17 protein-coding genes and 1 pseudogene are annotated in these 17,623 nt (G+C 42.6%); 16 read left to right on the forward strand and 2 right to left on the reverse strand.

The annotated features are described in order from the left end of the window. The 15 genes and pseudogenes from IJI01_RS05550 to IJI01_RS05620 all read left to right on the forward strand — a co-directional run. A pseudogene (locus IJI01_RS05550) lies at positions 1 to 272 on the forward strand (amidophosphoribosyltransferase); the annotation flags it as partial. Beyond that, on the forward strand, positions 253 to 1,206 hold the full coding sequence (locus tag IJI01_RS05555; protein WP_292187065.1) for a radical SAM protein: 954 nt from the start codon (positions 253 to 255) through the stop codon (positions 1,204 to 1,206). The pseudogene IJI01_RS05550 and the gene IJI01_RS05555, both read left to right, overlap by 20 nt. A gap of 63 nt (positions 1,207 to 1,269) precedes the next feature. Next, a complete protein-coding gene (locus IJI01_RS05560; RefSeq protein WP_292187068.1) occupies positions 1,270 to 1,560 on the forward strand; it encodes a hypothetical protein in 291 nt (96 codons plus the stop codon). Between the two features lies 1 nt (position 1,561). Then, on the forward strand, positions 1,562 to 2,539 hold the full coding sequence (locus IJI01_RS05565; RefSeq protein WP_292187071.1) for a leucine-rich repeat protein: 978 nt from the start codon (positions 1,562 to 1,564) through the stop codon (positions 2,537 to 2,539). An 18-nt stretch (positions 2,540 to 2,557) separates the two neighbouring features. Further along, positions 2,558 to 4,183 carry a vWA domain-containing protein gene (locus tag IJI01_RS05570; protein ID WP_292187074.1) on the forward strand — a complete coding sequence of 542 codons (1,626 nt, stop codon included), beginning with the start codon at positions 2,558 to 2,560 and terminating at the stop codon, positions 4,181 to 4,183. Continuing rightward, complete coding sequence (locus IJI01_RS05575; protein WP_292187078.1) at positions 4,180 to 5,256, forward strand: AAA family ATPase; 1,077 nt, start codon at positions 4,180 to 4,182, stop codon at positions 5,254 to 5,256. Before IJI01_RS05570 ends, IJI01_RS05575 begins: the two co-directional genes overlap by 4 nt. 35 nt (positions 5,257 to 5,291) lie before the next feature. Next, positions 5,292 to 6,725, forward strand: coding sequence for an adenylosuccinate lyase (purB, locus tag IJI01_RS05580; RefSeq protein WP_292187081.1), 1,434 nt, complete (start codon positions 5,292 to 5,294; stop codon positions 6,723 to 6,725). Between the two features lie 185 nt (positions 6,726 to 6,910). Next, a complete protein-coding gene (gene metF, locus IJI01_RS05585; protein WP_292187084.1) occupies positions 6,911 to 7,774 on the forward strand; it encodes a methylenetetrahydrofolate reductase [NAD(P)H] in 864 nt (287 codons plus the stop codon). Positions 7,775 to 7,824: 50 nt separating this feature from the next. Then, positions 7,825 to 8,844, forward strand: a complete 1,020-nt coding sequence (locus IJI01_RS05590; RefSeq protein ID WP_292187087.1) for an AAA family ATPase — start codon at positions 7,825 to 7,827, stop codon at positions 8,842 to 8,844. Positions 8,845 to 8,855: 11 nt separating this feature from the next. Beyond that, complete coding sequence (locus IJI01_RS05595; RefSeq protein WP_292187090.1) at positions 8,856 to 9,755, forward strand: DUF58 domain-containing protein; 900 nt, start codon at positions 8,856 to 8,858, stop codon at positions 9,753 to 9,755. Further along, entirely contained in the window at positions 9,721 to 10,212 is a 492-nt protein-coding gene (locus IJI01_RS05600) for a hypothetical protein (RefSeq protein WP_292187093.1), read from the forward strand. Before IJI01_RS05595 ends, IJI01_RS05600 begins: the two co-directional genes overlap by 35 nt. Then, on the forward strand, positions 10,203 to 11,315 hold the full coding sequence (locus IJI01_RS05605; protein ID WP_292187096.1) for a hypothetical protein: 1,113 nt from the start codon (positions 10,203 to 10,205) through the stop codon (positions 11,313 to 11,315). Before IJI01_RS05600 ends, IJI01_RS05605 begins: the two co-directional genes overlap by 10 nt. Continuing rightward, positions 11,312 to 12,271, forward strand: coding sequence for a vWA domain-containing protein (locus tag IJI01_RS05610; protein WP_292187099.1), 960 nt, complete (start codon positions 11,312 to 11,314; stop codon positions 12,269 to 12,271). The genes IJI01_RS05605 and IJI01_RS05610 overlap by 4 nt, the downstream gene beginning before the upstream one ends. Positions 12,272 to 12,299: 28 nt before the next feature. Then, the gene (locus IJI01_RS05615) at positions 12,300 to 13,079 is read left to right on the forward strand and encodes a tetratricopeptide repeat protein (RefSeq protein WP_292187100.1); all 780 of its coding nucleotides are present in this window, start codon (positions 12,300 to 12,302) and stop codon (positions 13,077 to 13,079) included. Positions 13,080 to 13,169: 90 nt separating this feature from the next. Beyond that, positions 13,170 to 14,402, forward strand: a complete 1,233-nt coding sequence (locus IJI01_RS05620) for a nucleotide sugar dehydrogenase (RefSeq protein ID WP_292187103.1) — start codon at positions 13,170 to 13,172, stop codon at positions 14,400 to 14,402. A gap of 69 nt (positions 14,403 to 14,471) precedes the next feature. On the opposite strand, the gene IJI01_RS05625 is transcribed toward IJI01_RS05620, so the two are convergent. Further along, the gene (locus IJI01_RS05625; protein WP_292187107.1) at positions 14,472 to 15,365 is read right to left on the reverse strand and encodes an HAD family hydrolase; all 894 of its coding nucleotides are present in this window, start codon (positions 15,363 to 15,365) and stop codon (positions 14,472 to 14,474) included. Between the two features lie 104 nt (positions 15,366 to 15,469). Continuing rightward, a complete protein-coding gene (locus IJI01_RS05630) occupies positions 15,470 to 15,958 on the reverse strand; it encodes an RNA polymerase sigma factor (RefSeq protein WP_292187110.1) in 489 nt (162 codons plus the stop codon). Positions 15,959 to 16,074: 116 nt separating this feature from the next. On the opposite strand from IJI01_RS05630, the gene IJI01_RS05635 reads away from it, so the two are divergent. Further along, positions 16,075 to 17,610: a hypothetical protein gene (locus IJI01_RS05635; protein WP_292187112.1), complete on the forward strand. Its 1,536-nt coding sequence runs from the start codon at positions 16,075 to 16,077 to the stop codon at positions 17,608 to 17,610. Positions 17,611 to 17,623: the final 13 nt, after the last annotated feature.

A 17,623-nucleotide genomic window follows, 5' to 3' on the forward strand; every position in this document is an offset into this window, starting at 1 on the left:
CCAAAGAAGTTCACATGAGAGTAAGCTCACCACCATTCTTATGGCCTTGCTACTTTGGAACCGACGTTCCAGCAATGGATCAGCTCATCGCCTATAACAGAAATGTAGATGATATCTGTAAGATAATCGGTGCTGATTCCCTGGCTTACCTCGGAATAGAGAGACTTGAGGAAATGGTTGGCGGCAAGCTCGGCATCTGTAAGGGCTGCTTTACAGGCCAGTATCCGGTAGATCCGCCAACAGGAGATATCCGTGGAGAATTTGACAGATAAGTGCAGCACTTGTTTTTTTCCCAAGACCAGAACTATCAATGTCCTGGGAAAAGACATCCTGGTTAAAAACTATATATGCTCAAGGGATGGTGAAGCTTACAGAGAAAAGCCTGATAATAACCAGCTTCAGCTGTCAATCATACCTACAGAAATCTGTAACTGCAACTGCCCGTACTGCGTGGCAAAAGACACAATGCATGGCAATACCCTTGATCCCAAGGTACTTGAAAGTGTTCTTAGAAGGCTCAAAGAGACAGACAGGATAAGGGGAATCTCCATCACAGGCGGAGAGCCCTTTACGGATGTGGGTTTACTGGATGAGATCGTCTCTATGTGCTTTGAGATCTTTGGCGACATGCTGGAGATGTCCATTAACACTAATGGCAGTGGTCTTAGTCAGATGCACAGGATAAAGAGACTTCATGATGTTGATACAATTCATATCAGCAGGCACCACTATGATGACAAGATCAATGCTTCGTTATTCAACGGCAAAGTGCCTACAAACAGTGAGCTAAAAGAGATTGTGGACAGCGTTTCATATAAAGATATCTTTGTGTTTAACTGTATTCTCATGAAAGATTACATCGGAAATCGCCGTGAGCTCCATAAGTTTCTTGATTTCAATATTGAGATAGGAGTACCTAAGACTGGCTTTATTACTGCGATGCAGATAAATGATTTCACCAGGGCACAGGCAGTATCCTACGAAGATATTATATCCAGAGATGACCCAAGTCTTCTTTTTACAAGAAGGTACCAGGACTATGATCTGTGCAGATGTCAGGACGGAGTATACACCTCCCCTAATGGCGGAATCTGCGAGTTCTATGGTCGTCAGACATTGTTTGGAAGCTATGATTATGTTAAGGGGCTTGTTTATGGGGCTGATAATCACCTACGGACGGGCTTTCGTGGAGAAGTGATCATATAGAATTTTGAGACAAAAGCGTATCTACAAATGTATATAAAGTAGATTAACCAGATGGAATAAAGCATGGACGAAAAAGAATTACTAAGGTTCCTAGATGAACTATTCAAAAATAATACGACAGAGGGCGCAAGACTTTCCATGGAGCAGCTCTGCCAGATACTGGACAGGACCGGTGAAAACAGGACGTTGGTGGAAACAGTCAGGTCTTTTATCAAGTATGGTAAAGAGATGCAGGATATGTCACATGAGCTTCATAACAGACAGCTTACCGAGGAAGACATGAACATTGCTATCCAGCGTGGCAAACGCCGTGAGCAGGAAGAATACGAAGCCAGAAACAGGGGAAGGTGCTGATATGTTTAGTATTGATAATGACGAATACCTTGTTCTGGAAGATACGATCCTCAACTATAAGGGAAAGGCTTCAGAGCTGGTGGTGCCTTCGGTTATTGATGGTCATGAGGTCAAGTGCATTGGCGCAGGTGCTATCAATGACAGGACAGATATAACCAGCATAGAGGTTTCAGAGGGAATTGAATCCATTGGCAAAAGAGGAATCGGCGGTATTTCCAGTCTGCGCAAACTAGTATTACCACAGTCCCTTAAGAGTATTGATTCATATTCTTTTGATGGTGACAGCCATCTGGGAAGCATCATGTTCAGAGTTGAAACTACCAGAAGCAGGTACAATTCGATTCTTGCGGCAAGTTATGCTGATATAGACGGCCACAGGATTATAGATGGGATTCCAAGTGACATTACTTCGCTTTCAGCATTTAATGTGGGATTATATAAACTTGGTTTTGGGCTTATAAAGCCAGTAGCCAAGATCAGCAGAGACGCCAGGAGGCTATATATTGTTCCTGAGTCCAAGGCCTTTTCTTTTAGTCTGGTTGGAGGAGAGTCAGGAATCAGTGAAGAGGATGACCTGATGGATAAGATCAGAGGTTTGCAGGCTGGAACATATGTAAACCCTGTTGATAATCAGGCTGAGATAATATGCGACAGCGCTATGAGAAAGGGTGATGACCTTAAGACCGGACCAGTTCTAGTTCCCGTTTTTTATGAAAGTGATGTGGACATTCAGAGCGATACAGTCAGGCTCATGATAGAGCTTAGGATATGCAAAGCCTATTGGATCACAGTTAACAAACTTGTCTGTGAAGGGGCTTCATATTTCACCAAGAATTACTGTTACTGTACTTCTGATTCTAACTGTCCGTATATCAGCATTCCGTCAGAGAATTTTTATGACGAACAGGGGCAGCAGATAAGAGATATGTTTCTTATCACCAAGCTTAAAAGGAAGAATAGATTCCTTAATATGATCTAAATTATTAGTTGGGGTTATATGTTCTACGAGATACTTTTTTGGTTTGCAATAATGTTATATGCGTGTTTTACCGTTCTGGTGATCTATGCTCTAAGAAATATGGATGAAATCTGGGGCGCTATTAAGCGTGCAGTCAAAATGTTTTATGCCAGATTTATAGACAGAAGGCCGGAAGCTATCAAGCAGCTGATATCCTGGAAAGCTATGGAAGAAGAAAAAAGGGAAAAAGAGACTGAGGAAGAACTTCAGCCGTTATCTATGTTTAGAGCTGCTGCAGTCTCCCCAAAGCTACAGCCTCGTCCACAGCCTCAGATTCAGACTAAGTCACAGCCCAGGTCAATACAACAGCCTCGGAATGTGTCCGTAGATTCGATTCCGCTTCCACCGCAGCTAATCAGAACTACGGATGCCCAGAAGCAGCACATTGCGGATGAACTTTTTGCTTTTAAGATGGAGCTTCTTCGCAAGTTTCCATTTTACGGTGATATTGTCATGAGGCTTGAGATTATCGAGGATACCACAATTCCTACAGCATGTACTGACGGAAAGTGTATCAGGTATAATCCGGATTTCTTTGCGACCATGGTGCCTTCGGAGTACTGCTTTGTTCTGATGCATGAGGTCATGCATGCCCTTCTCCATCATCCTACAAGAGTTGGTAACAGAGATCCGCAGTTGTGGAATGTTGCCTGTGACTTTATTGTTAATGAGATGCTTCGTAAGCTCACTAACAGCTTTAAATTCAAGGATGTTAATATTACGCAGCCTGCGCATGCATTGGTTTTGCCGTATTATGTCCTTAATCAGCACAGCGTAGAGACGCTTTACGATGAACTATACAATCAGCATAAGAATAGGGATAAAGGGAAAGACCATATAACCTTCACATACAAAAGCTATGGGTCCAATTCTCGCGGCCTTGTTATAAAGCTTCCAAGTGACATGATATTCAGAAAAGAGATGTCTGATTCAGAAAAGCAGGAAATTGAGTCAGCTATCAAGAAGCTTCTTATGGAGTCCGGTGCCAAGAATATAGGCTCAGGGACAGGGGATGCATGGATCCCTGATGAACTTCTTGTCAGGAAGGAAAGTAAAAAGCTTCCTTGGAAAGTGCTTCTTCGTGAATATCTTGAAGATGGGGAATATGATGAATATTCATATTTCACCCCAGAGAGAAAATATATCCATATGGATCTGATCTTGCCGGGACCAGGCGAAAGAACCAGCGAGCTTGGAGAAATCTGGGCTTTTATAGATGATTCAGGCTCCATAACACCAGATGAAATGGGCGAGTTCCTGACACAGCTATATAGGATTCTCAAGGAATTCTCAGGAACAATGCATGTTGCATTTTGGAATACTGTGGTTGATGCGACATACAGGAATATTCAGAATTATAAAGATATAGATCACATCAAACCTAAGGGGTCTGGTGGAACGGATATTAACTGTGTCTTTGATTATATTGAAAAGAATAATATAAGACCGGAAGTAATGCTGATCCTTACGGATGGCTATTATGGGGCTATAAACGAGTCTCATATCAGAAAGGCTCTTAAACAGAATACGATCGTAGTACTTACGAAGAGCGGGGATCGCAATACAGAAATTGCTAAAAAGATTGGAAAGGTTGCATCATTATGACATTAAAAGAATTTCAGGCATGCGTGGAATTTAACATAGAGCATGGGATCAAACACTCAATACTGGGACTTGGAGCTCCTGGTGTTGGTAAGAGCCAGGTCATCAGACAGATTGGCAAAAAATATGGCTACAAAGTCATAGATATCAGACTTGCCCAGATGTCTGAGGTAGAGATTGGCGGACTTATTTATCCTAACGAGGACAGAACCAAGACCAAATGGCTTTCTCCAGAGATCCTTCCGGATGAAGAAAGAGATGGCAAGAATACAATACTTCTTTTGGATGAGATCACATCCTGTCCTAAAAGAGTTCAGGTTGCTGCTTATCAGCTGATCCTGGACAGAAGAGTAGGACAGTACACACTTCCAGAGGGTACAGTGGTTGTAGCTCTTGGTAACAGAGAGGATGATGATGGCGTTTACATCAGACTCGCCGGACCGCTTGCAGACAGATTTGAGATTCATTATATCGATGTTGATTTCAATAGCTGGAAATATGATTTTGCGATTCCCTACGGAGTTCATAATTATATAGTAGATTATCTTACATTTAAGCCATCAGCTCTTCACAATCAGAGCGAATCAATGGATGATATGGTATTTGCCACACCACGTTCATGGGAAAGAGTAAGCGATATTCTCAAGATTGATGACAACTTAAATAACCCTGTTGTCTGCCACAAGATAATCGGAAATGTCGGTGAGACAGAGGGCAATCAGTTCATCAGATACATCAAAAATCACTCAGGGCTTATTTCTGTAGACGAGTTTTTACAGGGAAAAGATGCTGATGAGAAGCCGGAGCTCATGGCAACACTGATCAATGCTCTTATGGATAAGGTTTATTTTATTAAGAACGTCCAGTCCTTTGAGGAGCTTGATGAGTCTCAGAAGCAGATGCTGTTTACTGTTATCAAATCTCTTTTCAGGTTCAGAACAGCAGAGTTTACAGTCATGGGAATCAAGCAGTTGTTAGAACTTAACCGAGGTGCAGTTAAGACAGCCTTTGCACAGTGCGATGATGTCAGGATTGATAAATTTCTAGATAGACATGCAAGAGCACTTGGGTTATAAATAAATAAGGAAAATCAAGTTTCAGGAGGAGTATTATGAGTACAGATCGTTACAGCAGCCCATTATCAGAGCGTTATGCCAGCAAGGAAATGCAGTATATCTTTTCCCAGGATATGAAGTTCAGAACCTGGAGAAGACTGTGGATCGCCCTTGCCGAGATAGAGCATGAGCTTGGTCTTAATATCACTCAGGAGCAGATTGATGAGCTCAAGGCCCACAAGGATGACATCAACTATGAAGTTGCCATCGCCAGGGAGAAAGAGGTTCGTCATGATGTAATGAGCCACGTATACGCTTATGGTCAGCAGTGTCCTAAGGCTAAGGGAATCATTCACCTTGGTGCTACAAGCTGCTACGTTGGTGATAACACAGATATTATCGTAATGACTGAGGCTCTTAAGCTCGTTCGTAAGAAGCTCGTTAATGTAATTGCTGAGCTTTCTAAATTTGCAGATAAATACAAGGCTCAGGCTACTCTTGGATTCACACATTTCCAGCCTGCACAGCCTACAACAGTTGGTAAAAGAGCTTGTCTCTGGCTTCAGGATTTCACAATCGATCTTGAGGACCTGGACTATGTACTTGATAACATGAAGCTTCTTGGATCTAAGGGAACAACAGGAACTCAGGCTTCATTCCTGGAGCTCTTTGACGGAGACCTTAGCAAGGTTGATAAGCTCGATCCAATGCTTGCTGAGAAGATGGGCTTTAAGGGATGCATGGCTGTTTCAGGCCAGACCTATAGCCGTAAGATCGACATGAAGGTTGTCAATGTCCTTGCAGGTATCTGCTCATCAGCTACCAAGATGGCACAGGATATCAGACTTCTTCAGCACCTCAAGGAGGTTGAGGAGCCATTTGAGAAGAGCCAGATCGGTTCATCAGCTATGGCTTACAAGAGAAATCCTATGAGAAGTGAGAGAATCTGCTCACTTTCCAGATATGTGATCGTAGATACACTTAACCCTGCTATTACAGAGGTTTCACAGTGGTTTGAGAGAACACTTGATGATTCAGCTAACAAGAGACTTTCTATTCCAGAGGGCTTCCTTGCTACAGACGGCGTACTTGATCTGTGCCTTAATGTTGTAGATGGTCTTGTAGTATATCCTAAGGTTATCGAGAAGCGCCTTATGTCAGAGCTTCCATTCATGGCAACTGAGAATATCATGATGGATGCAGTTAAGGCTGGTGGAGACAGACAGGAACTCCACGAGAGAATCCGTGAGCTTTCAATGGAAGCAGGTAAGAATGTCAAGGTAGAAGGTAAAGACAACAACCTTCTTGAGCTCATTGCAGCTGATCCAGCATTCCACTTATCACTTGATGACCTCAAGGCAGCTATGGATCCTAACAAGTATGTTGGATGCAGTGTTCACCAGGTTGAGAAGTTCCTGGCTGAGGTGGTACAGCCAATCCTTGATGCGAACAAGGACGATTTAGGGGTTACCGCTGAGATTAATGTGTAAGATAAAGGGATTCAAAGTCATGTAATGCTGTGCTTGCACAAGGCATTACATGACCTTGAAGACCGAACGAACATGAGGAAAAAAGATACGCGAAGATTGAGCGGATCGATTTCCGAATGGTCGTAGGATTGCGAGAACGAAGTGAAGCAATCCGTATATCTTACAAATATATAGGAGAAAGTATAATGAAGATTAGAGATATTATCAAAGATAAAGAGGTTACCCTTTCATTTGAGGTGTTCCCACCCAAGACTGATGCGGGATACGAGGCAGTTGAGAAGGCAGCAGCTGAGATTGCAGCCCTTAAGCCTGATTTCATGAGCGTAACCTACGGAGCAGGCGGCGGAACCAGTAAGAACACTGTTAACATCGCAGCTGACCTCCAGGATAAATACGGAACACCAGTCCTTGCGCATCTTACATGCGTATCATCAACCAAGGACTATGTTAAAGAGGTTGTTAAGGCCTACAAGGACAGAGGCATTGAGAACATTATGGCACTTCGCGGAGATATTCCTAAGGAAGGCCGTGTTTGCTATGATTATGATCATGCCACACAGCTGATCTATGACATTAAGTCAGTTGACGATAGCTTCTGCATTGGCGGAGCATGCTATCCAGAGGGACATGTTGAGTGTGCCAGACAGTCAGAGGATATTGAGCACCTTAAAGAGAAGGTTGATGCAGGCCTTGATTTCCTTACAACGCAGATGTTTTTTGACAATTCAACTCTGTATCAGTTCCTGTATCGCATCAGGGAAAAGGGTATTGATGTTCCTGTTCTTCCAGGTATCATGCCTATTACCAATGCCAAGCAGGTAGCCAGACGTGTAGCGCTTTCTGGTTCAACAATTCCACAGAAGATGAAGATCATGGTGGATAGATTTGCTGATGATCCAGAGAAGATGAAGGAAGCTGGAATTATTTATGCCAGCGATCAGATCATCGACCTTATTTCAAATGGTGTAAGCCATATCCATGTATATTCAATGAACAAGCCTGACATTGGCGCAGGCATTATGAGAAACCTTGCGACTATCATTAGATGATAGTCGCTGTCTTTATATGCGAGAAGTGATTTTAGTTGGGGGACAATCAAATGAACGAGCAAGTAGAAAATCCTACAAATTCCCAGATTCAGATTTCAGAAGAAGAGTACAAATACGCCCAGGAAGTCATCAGAAAGCTTTCTGATTACTATGACGCCAAGGTGGTTGGTCAGCAGCAGCTCAAGTTCTCACTTATCGGAGCTATTATTGCAGACGGACATATCCTCATCGAGTCAGTTCCTGGTCTTGCCAAGACAACAGCAGCAAAGGCTATTTCAGATGCTGTTGATGGCAAGTTTGCACGTATTCAGTGTACACCAGATCTTTTACCGGGAGATATCATCGGTACTCAGATCTATAATCAGGCAAATGGCAAGTTTGAGACAATTCTTGGACCTGTATTTGCTAACTTTGTGCTGCTGGATGAGGTCAACAGATCAAGTGCCAAGACTCAGTCAGCCATGCTGGAAGCCATGCAGGAGAAGCAGGTTACAATTGGCGGCACAACCTATAGAATGCCTGAGGATATCTTCACTGTAATTGCGACTCAGAACCCTATTGAGCAGGAGGGAACCTATCCTCTTTCTGAAGCTCAGACAGATAGATTCCTGATAAAAGAGGTTATTTCTTATCCTATGGCATCAGAAGAAGTAGAGATCCTTAACAGAATCGAGAGTGGTGCTATCGACAGGGTAGAGCCTCCAGTACTTACCATTAAGGATATAGATAAGGTTCAGGACATCTGCGAGAAGGTCTACGTTGACGAAGCAATAAAGTGGTATATCTCCAGTATTGTTGTAGCATCCAGAAGAGCGAACCAGATACCAGGTTGTGATGTTGGCAAGTACGTGAGAATCGGCTGTAGCCCTCGTGCTTCCATTGCTTTCCTCAAGATGGCCAAGGCTGTTGCTCTTATTCAGGGCAGAACCTATGTGGTTCCTGACGATGTGAAGGCAGTAAGTCATCAGGTGCTTCGCCACAGAATCGGGCTTAACTATTCAGCTGTTGCGGATAACATCTCAGTCGAGCAGGTTATCGACGGAATCGTTGGCGCTGTTAAGACGCCTTAAGGGTAAAAGAAATGCAGTTAGATTACGAATATTTGTCGAGGATAAGGCGAGCAGTTTCTCTTTACACCAACAGGAAGACCTCCAACATTCTTGACGGCGATTTCCATTCCATTCATCGCGGGCGAAGCATGGAATTTGATGACCTCAAGACCTACACCTTTGGTGACGATGTCCACGATATAGATTGGAAGTCCTCCTCCAGAATGGGAGATATTCTGGTTCGCAGATACATGACAGACAGAAGACACAACGTTATGTTCGTCTGCGACTGTGGCTCCAAGATGCTGGGTGATTCAAGAGGCGGAGATGCCAAGAGAGAACTGGCCCTTATGACCTTTGGAACAATTGCATATATTACAGGTAGAAACGGGGCAGACTATGCCCTGGCTTATCCTGATGGTAACAAGTCCATGATAAGTCTTTTCAGGTCGGGGCCTGAGCACATGGAGAAGCTCCTCTATGACCTGGAGAAAAAGATAACTCTAGATCACGAGATTTCTGTGAGCGATGTCTTGGGCGAAATCATGAGCACTGTCCATAAGAGGATGATTATTTTCCTTATTACAGATATGGACGGCCTTAATAAGCTTGACGGGAACATGCTAAGGGGAATCACTGCAGATCATGACCTTATGATCATCAACATTGAGGATTCAATGCTGACTGGAGACATTACCTACGATACGGATCTATCCCTCTATGAGAAGTTTTTCTTTTCCCATAATAAGAGGCTTCATCAGGAGGAACTAAGGATCCGTCAGGAGATTTTGCAAAATGCCTCGGAGCTGTGCAAGCAGAATAAGGTGGGCCTTACCTGCATCAGCACTGAGAGTCAGATTATTGATGCGACTATAGATCTACTTGAAAGGTATAGACATGGTTACTACGGTTTCATTACAGCCACCCTTTGAGTTCTACTGGTGGGTGGTTTTGATAGCTCTTTTGATGGTGGCTGCGGTTGTTGCTATCACTCTATATGTGGTCAAAAAGCTGTTTAAGATCGATGGCTTTTTCAAAAAGAAGAATCCTGCGATCCAGGTTCCACCGCCAAGAAAGCTCTATGAAATTAAAAATGATTATACTGCGCAGATGGAGCGCCTTGCTGCAACCTATGGAAATAAGCAGATTGACAAAAGAGCTGCTTACCAGAGGCTGAGCCTTTTGATCAGGGGCTTTGTGCATGATGCAACGGGCCTTAACGTCGAGAATCTCACCAGAAATGAGATCAGGGCCTATGGGATCAGACAACTGGACAGGCTCATGGAAGAGTACTATATCCCTGAATTTGCCGAGGATGAGAGGGCAAGGGACAAGGATTTTATGAGCTCCTGTAATAAAGCTTTAGGAGTGGTCAGAGCATGGAGCTGATGAATAAATGGGCGATTTTCATCGGGGTAGTTGGCGCTGTCTTTGCCATAGCTGTTTCTTTATTCTTCAAACTAAACGGTAAGGAAAAATATGTTACCGGCACAAGAGTATCCAACACATCCCTTTTGAAATCCACAAAATTATATAAGAGTCTGAGCCTTCGCTACAACGTTCTAAGAGTAGCGCTGGCTATAGGCATGATAGGAAGCTTTGTGTCAGCTCTTATACTGGTGGCAAGGCCTTATCGCAATCAGGACGTTTATACGGGAGTTAAGAAAAGAGATATCATCATCTGCATGGATGTTTCTTATTCGCTGTATGACTTAAATGGTGAGCTTACAGATTACCTTAAGGGCGTAGTTCGTGGCCTTGCAGGCGACAGGATCGGTATCAATATCTTTAATACCTCCACTGTAACATACGTTCCCCTTACGGATGACTACGACTATGTGGCGCAGAAGCTCGATGACCTCAGCGACTATTTTGTTATGCAAAAAGAGCTGTATACAGAGATTTACGATGTTTATGGCTATGAGTATTACACCTACCCAGCTGATGTACAGAAGTGGCATGACGACCTTAGGGAAAAGCTTGAGTACTACGATGCCGGAACGCTTCTTAATAACACTAACAGAGGATCTTCCCTTATTGGAGAGGGCCTTGGTACAGCGCTTTACTCTTTTCCCTATATCGATGATACGGAGCGTACCAGAGTTATCATCATGAGTACGGACAATGAGCTGAACAGCTTTGGTTCCCAGATCATGAATCTGGATGAAGCTTCTACCTACTGTAAGAACAAGAATGTTACTGTGTTTAGTCTTTTCCCATCTGAGGAAGCGTTCTATGATCCTGAGCATTACAGCTATGTTAAGTGCAAGGGTGAACTGGAAAAGGCAGTTGAGAAGACTGGTGGTCTGCTCTATGTGAGAACAGCTGACCTTCCGGTGTCAGCTATTGTTCAGGATATTCAGAGGCAGGAGGTCATGATGGTCAACATGGTCATGACAAGAGAAACACAGGATATGCCTCAGAATGCCTTTATTGCATTATTTTTGTGCCTCGCATTTACCTGCGCGGCAGGATTGGTGTTACAGAAATGAAGATGATGCCTATTTTACCTCCTGGGCTGATGATAGTGGTGTTTGTAGCTTTTTTGGCTCTTACTGTGCTAGTCATCGCCAGGAATAAGACAACTATATTAGAGAAAGCCTGCTCCATAGGAAGGATGTCTATAATTTATGTCCTTGTGCTAATAATTGGGCTGAGGCCGGTTACTGTCAGGACGGACTATGAGTTTGCCACCAAGAACCTTGATGTTCTCTTTGTAATCGATGGGACTCTCAGCATGTGGGCCATGGATTACAACGGCAGAAACGAGAGAATGGAGGGCGTTAAAGCTGATGTTAACTACATTCTCACAGAGCTTGCAGGCAGTAACTTTGGACTTGTGACCTTTGATGACACAGCTCATGTGCTGTCACCCTTTACTCAGGACCTTAAATATATTGCAGACATGGTTGATATCATGGCAACTCCTGAAACATACTATTCATCAGGCTCTAACCTGGCTACTCCTTATAAGGACATGGAGGCGCTGCTTCTTTCATCTAATAAGAAGGAGAATCGTAAGACCATAGTTTTTTTCATAAGTGACGGAGAAGTTACTAATGAAAATATGGAAATGTCTTACAGCGAATTTGCGCAGTTCATTGATTCGGGTGCTGTTCTTGGCTACGGCTCAGAAGCTGGTGGCAAGATGAAGGAGTACCACAGCTACGTGTATGACTATGAGACTCACGACGATGCTATTTCCAGGATTGATGAGGATAACCTTAAGCGCATTGCAGATGAAATGGGCGTTCAGTACCTTAACATGAACGGTGATAACACTGCTCTTGCTGGCATTATCGAGATAATCAAGGAACAGAGCGCTACTGTTGTGGAACAGGGTGATGGTGCTGAGAGATATGTAGATATCTACTATTATTTTGCAGCTCTTTTGGCAGCGATGCTTCTGGTGGAGACTATCGTGTTTATAAGGAAGGGCAGGCTGTAACCTGAGCTTAGGATAGAGGTATAGAGATATGGATTTTAAGAAAATTCCAATTAAGATATATGGGCTATTTGCGCTGGCACTGGTACTGGCGGTGACTGCGGGAATTCTTTTGACAAGGATTCTTGTTAACCATGGTTTTGTCACAGCTTACGCTAAGGGCGATTATCAGGTGGAGAAGGAAGAGAGCCTTTTTACAGTGAATGTTCCAGAGTCCTATATTCCCTATTACAACCTTGGTAATGTTGCCTTCGAAAAAAAGGACTACAATAGTGCCATTGGCTATTACACCAGAGCGCTGGAGCTCTATCCAGTAGGTCATAAGGAGTGCGACATCAGAATCAACCTTGCACTTGCTATGTGCTACAGTATTGATTTTGACAACCTCTCTACTCAGGAATCTTTCGATACAGCTCAGCTTATTCTCTACAAGGCCAAGGACATCCTTCTTGCCAATAACTGGGCTACCGAGAGCGGAGCAAATCATAGGGATGACGATGCCCAGCAGCTCAAGGAAGATATCGACAGAATGCTGGATATGCTCCAGAATGCAGATGGCGATGGGGATACGGACCAGCGTGATCATGAGACTGAAAAAGATGATACAGATGGTGATAATTCTGATGACAAGGACAAGTCTAACAATCAGTCCGAAAAGGAGAAGCGCCAGAAGGATAAACTTGATAAAAACAAAAAAGATGCCATGGAGGAGCGCAGACAGGATCAGGACTTCCTGGATAAATACGGAAGCCATGGTGGTGACGACGATGCAAATGGCATAGGCGGAAAAGGAAGCTACAAGCCGTGGTGATAAAAAACTGTTAAAAAAATATCATTTTTGTTTGGATGATTTTCCAAAATGGTATATAATGTTGTGGTTGAAATAGCAAGGAGGAATATTATGAAAATTGCAGTAGCAGGTACCGGATATGTTGGATTGTCACTGGCAGTTCTTTTATCACAGCACAATGAAGTTACAGCTGTAGATATCGTTGAGGAGAAGGTTGAGAAGCTCAACAACTGGCAGTCACCAATTCAGGACGAATATATAGAGAAATTTTTAGCTGAGCATGAGGAGAGAGGACTTAAGCTTCATGCTACAACAGATGGTGCATCAGCTTACGCAGATGCTGATTATGTTATTATCGCAGCACCTACAAACTATGATCCTCAGAAGAACTTTTTCGATTGTTCTGCTGTAGAGGCAGTTATTGATCTTGTTCTTAAATCAAGCAAGACAGCCACAATGATCATCAAGTCTACAATTCCTGTAGGCTATACCAAGAAGGTAAGAGAGCAGTTTGGAACAGACAGAGTCCTGTTCTCACCTGAGTTCCTTCGTGAGTCCAAGGCTCTTTATGATAACCTTTATCCTAGCAGAATCATCGTTGGATGTGATGATAAGAGCCGTGAGAAGGCAGAAGTATTTGCTAACCTTTTAGTAGAGGGAGCTGAGAAAGAGAACATTGATACTCTTTTCATGGGCTTTACAGAGGCTGAGGCAGTTAAGCTTTTTGCTAATACTTATCTTGCACTTCGTGTCAGCTACTTTAATGAGCTTGATACATACGCTGAGCTCAAGGGTCTTGATACCAGGAAGATCATCGAGGGTGTATGTCTTGATCCAAGAATTGGAACACATTACAATAACCCTTCATTTGGTTATGGCGGATATTGCCTGCCAAAGGATACCAAGCAGCTTCTGGCCAACTTCCAGGATGTTCCAGAGGATCTGATCAGAGCTATCGTTGAGAGTAACCGTACTCGTAAGGATCACATCGCTGACAGAGTACTTGAGAAGGCTGGATATTATACAGCATCTTCCATGTGGAATGCAGAAAAAGAGAGACCTATCACTGTAGGTGTTTACAGACTTACAATGAAGTCTAATTCAGATAACTTCAGGCAGAGTAGTATTCAGGGTGTTATGAAGAGACTGAAGGCTAAGGGTGCAACAGTAATCATCTATGAGCCAACACTTCCAGATGGAACAACATTCTTTGGATCACTTGTTGTAAATGATCTTGAGAAGTTCAAGACAGGCTGTGACAGCATTATTGCTAACAGATATGACACAGTACTTGATGACGTTAAAGATAAGGTTTATACAAGAGATATCTTTAAGAGAGACTGATAAGAATAAGAAAAGACCTTGTATTCTGTGATGTACAGGATACAAGGTCATATTTTTTATATAAGTATATTAGTAATTAACTCCAAGTGCCTTAAGTTCTTTTGCTGTCTGTTCATAATCTTTGTAGATGATGCCCTTCCAGCCAAGGTTAATGGCAGCTTCAATATTAACTGCTGTATCGTCGATGAATACAGTCTTCTCTGGAGTAAGGTTGTATCGCTCTTCAAGGAGATGATAGATTTCTGGGTAAGGCTTAACTACATGGTCTCTGTAGCTAAGGATTCCGCCGTCTGTTTCATCCAGGAAAGCCATGGCCTCAGGACATCCTTCAAGAGCCTGTTTTGAGAAGTTTGAGAGGTATAATACCTTATAGCCAGCTGCCTTAAGAGCCTTGATCCAAGGGATTGTCTTTTCTCTTTTGAGGATGATGCCATCGATGTTAATGAAGGCATCCTTGAGCTGATCTCCGATTTCAGGGTCGTTTTCTACGAATCTCTCAACAATCTCATCATTGGTAAGATTACCTTTATCGTATTCAACCCAGTCGTCACTTTCTACAGTAGCCTTGGCGATTCTCTTTATCATAGTCTCGTCGTAGCCCTTGTTCTGCAGGAACTCTGCCCAGGCAAAATCTGTGAGAACATTACCGATATCAAATACTACTGTATCAATCTCGCCGTCTGGAATAACATTGCCGTATTTATCGTGCTGTTTGTTGGATGAGCCAGCATCAAGAGATGCGATGTTGTGCCTTCCTGTAACAGCACTAAGTCCCCATAACAGGAGCCAGAGCATGATAGGAACTGCGACGATAGCGCCTGCAAGTCCCATGAACATATCTTTTGAATCAGGGCTGCCAAATAATGCAACGCACAGGAATGCAATGATAAGACCCACAATGATTACTAGTCCGGCAAGAGCCAGAACTCTTTTATAAACTGGAGTTGTTTCTTTATTATTCATATCTTTTCCTAACTAAAAAAACTAATGATTTGGTTGTCAACAGCAAAGATTCTAACATTTATCTTCGTGCTATGGCAATACCAAAATCATTAGTTTGTATAGTCTTAATCACCAAGCAGATCCTTGAGCCTTCCAAGGGCTTCTCTGTGGCGAAGCTTGGTAACGCCGTAGGACAGGTTCATCTGCTCAGCTACTTCCTGAAGAGTGAGACCTCTGTAATATCTGAGGACGATAATGTCCATCTGCTCCTGTGGGAGAGCTTTCAGCGCCTTGGCAAGGCACTCCAGATTCTCATTATTCAGGACTTCGTCTTCTATAAGGCTCTTTTCCTCAGCCAGATCCTCTGGAATCTCGGAATGAACGTGATTGGTTCTGTAGAAATCAATGACAGTGTTACTGGTCATTGCGTAGATCCAGGTTGAAATACTGGCCTTACTTGCATCAAAAGTGTCAATTTTACTGTATATTTTTATGAAGACATCTGAACAAAGGTCCTCAGCATCCTCAATCTGATTGACGTGATTCCTGATATAGGCAAAAACCTTGTCGTGATATTGTTCATAAATCTCTTCATTGGTAAGTGTGGTTCCCATAAGCAACCTCCAGACAAATATGATACACTATTTCAGTATACATTATTAAACGGTACTTTTCCAATTAGTATTTCGATGGTACACCTGATAATGTAGACAGGAACGAGAGTTATAAGATGGATAGAATCAGAAAAATACCTGGCAAGATAAATTTAGGCGTAGCATTACTTGTTGTTATTACAATCTTCTTTTTGGCTTTAATCGCCGATACGCTGATATATAATTTAAAAGAAAAGAATGCTCCCTCAGAGGAACCGGTCTACGAGGAGAGTTACACAGGAGATACCATTTCTGTATATGGTAAATATCTGGTCAACAGCAAGGGAAAAGTAGTTGATGTAAAAAATGCTTCTGGCCCCAGCTATAATACTTTTAGTGGCGGAAATCCGCTGGTCTACACTGACTATTTTCAGACCAAAGCTCTTGTGCTGGCTGGAGATAAGCTTTATTTATACGACTCGGATTTAAACAGCACATATATAGGAAGCTATATTAACAAAGCAGGAATGTCTCTTACCGGAAACAGAGTCTTTTACACAACAACAAGAGGCCTGTTTATATATGATGTGGCTACAGGAGAGGTAAAAGAAATCCTGGATAATATATACGATGCAGCGCTTTCGCCTAATGGCCAGTATTTGCTGTATCATGATGATTCAGATGACTGCCTGTATTCCATGAATCTTGAGAATAACAAGATCAGAAATGTCTGTAATAAATATCACTTGCAGCCCCTTGCTATCAGCGATGACGGCAAGGATGTTTTCGGATGCAGATTGTCTGACAACAGATATAAAATATATTATGTTCGTGGTAACGATATTCATAGCTTTGGATATACTATGTCCTACTACGATTATGATTTTGTGATACTGAGCAAAGACATGGCGGACATTTTGTGCTACATTAACCAGCTGAGTTTTTACCACACTGGAGAAGATAATTTTTCGCTCAGGGATTTCATGGGTGATAATAAAGTATATATTCCCATGGATTATACTGTTTATGAGCACAATGGCCGCAGCGTGATATGCCTTTCTAATAGTGGTTTTGGCGGCTTTTGTTACACTTTTAATAATAAGATCAGATGTATTGCCGATAATCATCAGAGGGTTACACTGTTTAGTAGCACTGACCATCTACAGTTTGCCGGCTATCAGGATGGCGTCTTTACTGCTTATGCTATGAGGGGCTACACAATCGACAAGGCTACAATATCTTATGAGGAAAAAGAGGATGGTGAACTAAAGGCAGTTGCTGAACACGAGAAGTTCCTTCCTGATTATTCTATAAGGATTCTCAAAACTAATGCCAAGCAGAATCATTTTTATTTCCTCACAACGGATTTCAAGATATACTGCTATGATGGTAACAACGATGAGATCAAGTATATTTGCAGCATCGAGAAAGAGTATACTGACAACGGGAATCTGATGGTCTATTCCAGATTCGATGATAAGCTCTATTTCAGGGATGACAACAATCTCTTTTGCTATGATCCCTATAGTGAAAAGATAAGTCTGGTTACCGGAAATTGCATGGCGATCAGAGACATTGATAGTAGAACTGCCATGGTAAATGTATATCAGGAATCCATGGAGGATGAGATATTTGCAGTAAACGGACAGCTTTTTGTTCCTTCCAAGTATTGATGGAATAATGAGT

Source organism: Butyrivibrio sp. (genome assembly GCF_017433805.1).
GTDB lineage: Bacteria > Bacillota > Clostridia > Lachnospirales > Lachnospiraceae > Butyrivibrio.

What these genes read in the sequence shown, in the direction of transcription:
- IJI01_RS05560 (WP_292187068.1), top strand. Translation starts at nt 1,270, where the DNA reads ATGGACGAAAAAGAATTACTAAGGTTCCTAGATGAACTATTCAAAAAT.
- IJI01_RS05565 (WP_292187071.1), top strand. Translation starts at nt 1,562, where the DNA reads ATGTTTAGTATTGATAATGACGAATACCTTGTTCTGGAAGATACGATC.
- IJI01_RS05570 (WP_292187074.1), top strand. Translation starts at nt 2,558, where the DNA reads ATGTTCTACGAGATACTTTTTTGGTTTGCAATAATGTTATATGCGTGT.
- IJI01_RS05575 (WP_292187078.1), top strand. Translation starts at nt 4,180, where the DNA reads ATGACATTAAAAGAATTTCAGGCATGCGTGGAATTTAACATAGAGCAT.
- purB (WP_292187081.1), top strand. Translation starts at nt 5,292, where the DNA reads ATGAGTACAGATCGTTACAGCAGCCCATTATCAGAGCGTTATGCCAGC.
- metF (WP_292187084.1), top strand. Translation starts at nt 6,911, where the DNA reads ATGAAGATTAGAGATATTATCAAAGATAAAGAGGTTACCCTTTCATTT.
- IJI01_RS05590 (WP_292187087.1), top strand. Translation starts at nt 7,825, where the DNA reads ATGAACGAGCAAGTAGAAAATCCTACAAATTCCCAGATTCAGATTTCA.
- IJI01_RS05595 (WP_292187090.1), top strand. Translation starts at nt 8,856, where the DNA reads ATGCAGTTAGATTACGAATATTTGTCGAGGATAAGGCGAGCAGTTTCT.
- IJI01_RS05600 (WP_292187093.1), top strand. Translation starts at nt 9,721, where the DNA reads ATGGTTACTACGGTTTCATTACAGCCACCCTTTGAGTTCTACTGGTGG.
- IJI01_RS05605 (WP_292187096.1), top strand. Translation starts at nt 10,203, where the DNA reads ATGGAGCTGATGAATAAATGGGCGATTTTCATCGGGGTAGTTGGCGCT.
- IJI01_RS05610 (WP_292187099.1), top strand. Translation starts at nt 11,312, where the DNA reads ATGAAGATGATGCCTATTTTACCTCCTGGGCTGATGATAGTGGTGTTT.
- IJI01_RS05615 (WP_292187100.1), top strand. Translation starts at nt 12,300, where the DNA reads ATGGATTTTAAGAAAATTCCAATTAAGATATATGGGCTATTTGCGCTG.
- IJI01_RS05620 (WP_292187103.1), top strand. Translation starts at nt 13,170, where the DNA reads ATGAAAATTGCAGTAGCAGGTACCGGATATGTTGGATTGTCACTGGCA.
- IJI01_RS05625 (WP_292187107.1), bottom strand. Translation starts at nt 15,365, where the DNA reads ATGAATAATAAAGAAACAACTCCAGTTTATAAAAGAGTTCTGGCTCTT.
- IJI01_RS05630 (WP_292187110.1), bottom strand. Translation starts at nt 15,958, where the DNA reads ATGGGAACCACACTTACCAATGAAGAGATTTATGAACAATATCACGAC.
- IJI01_RS05635 (WP_292187112.1), top strand. Translation starts at nt 16,075, where the DNA reads ATGGATAGAATCAGAAAAATACCTGGCAAGATAAATTTAGGCGTAGCA.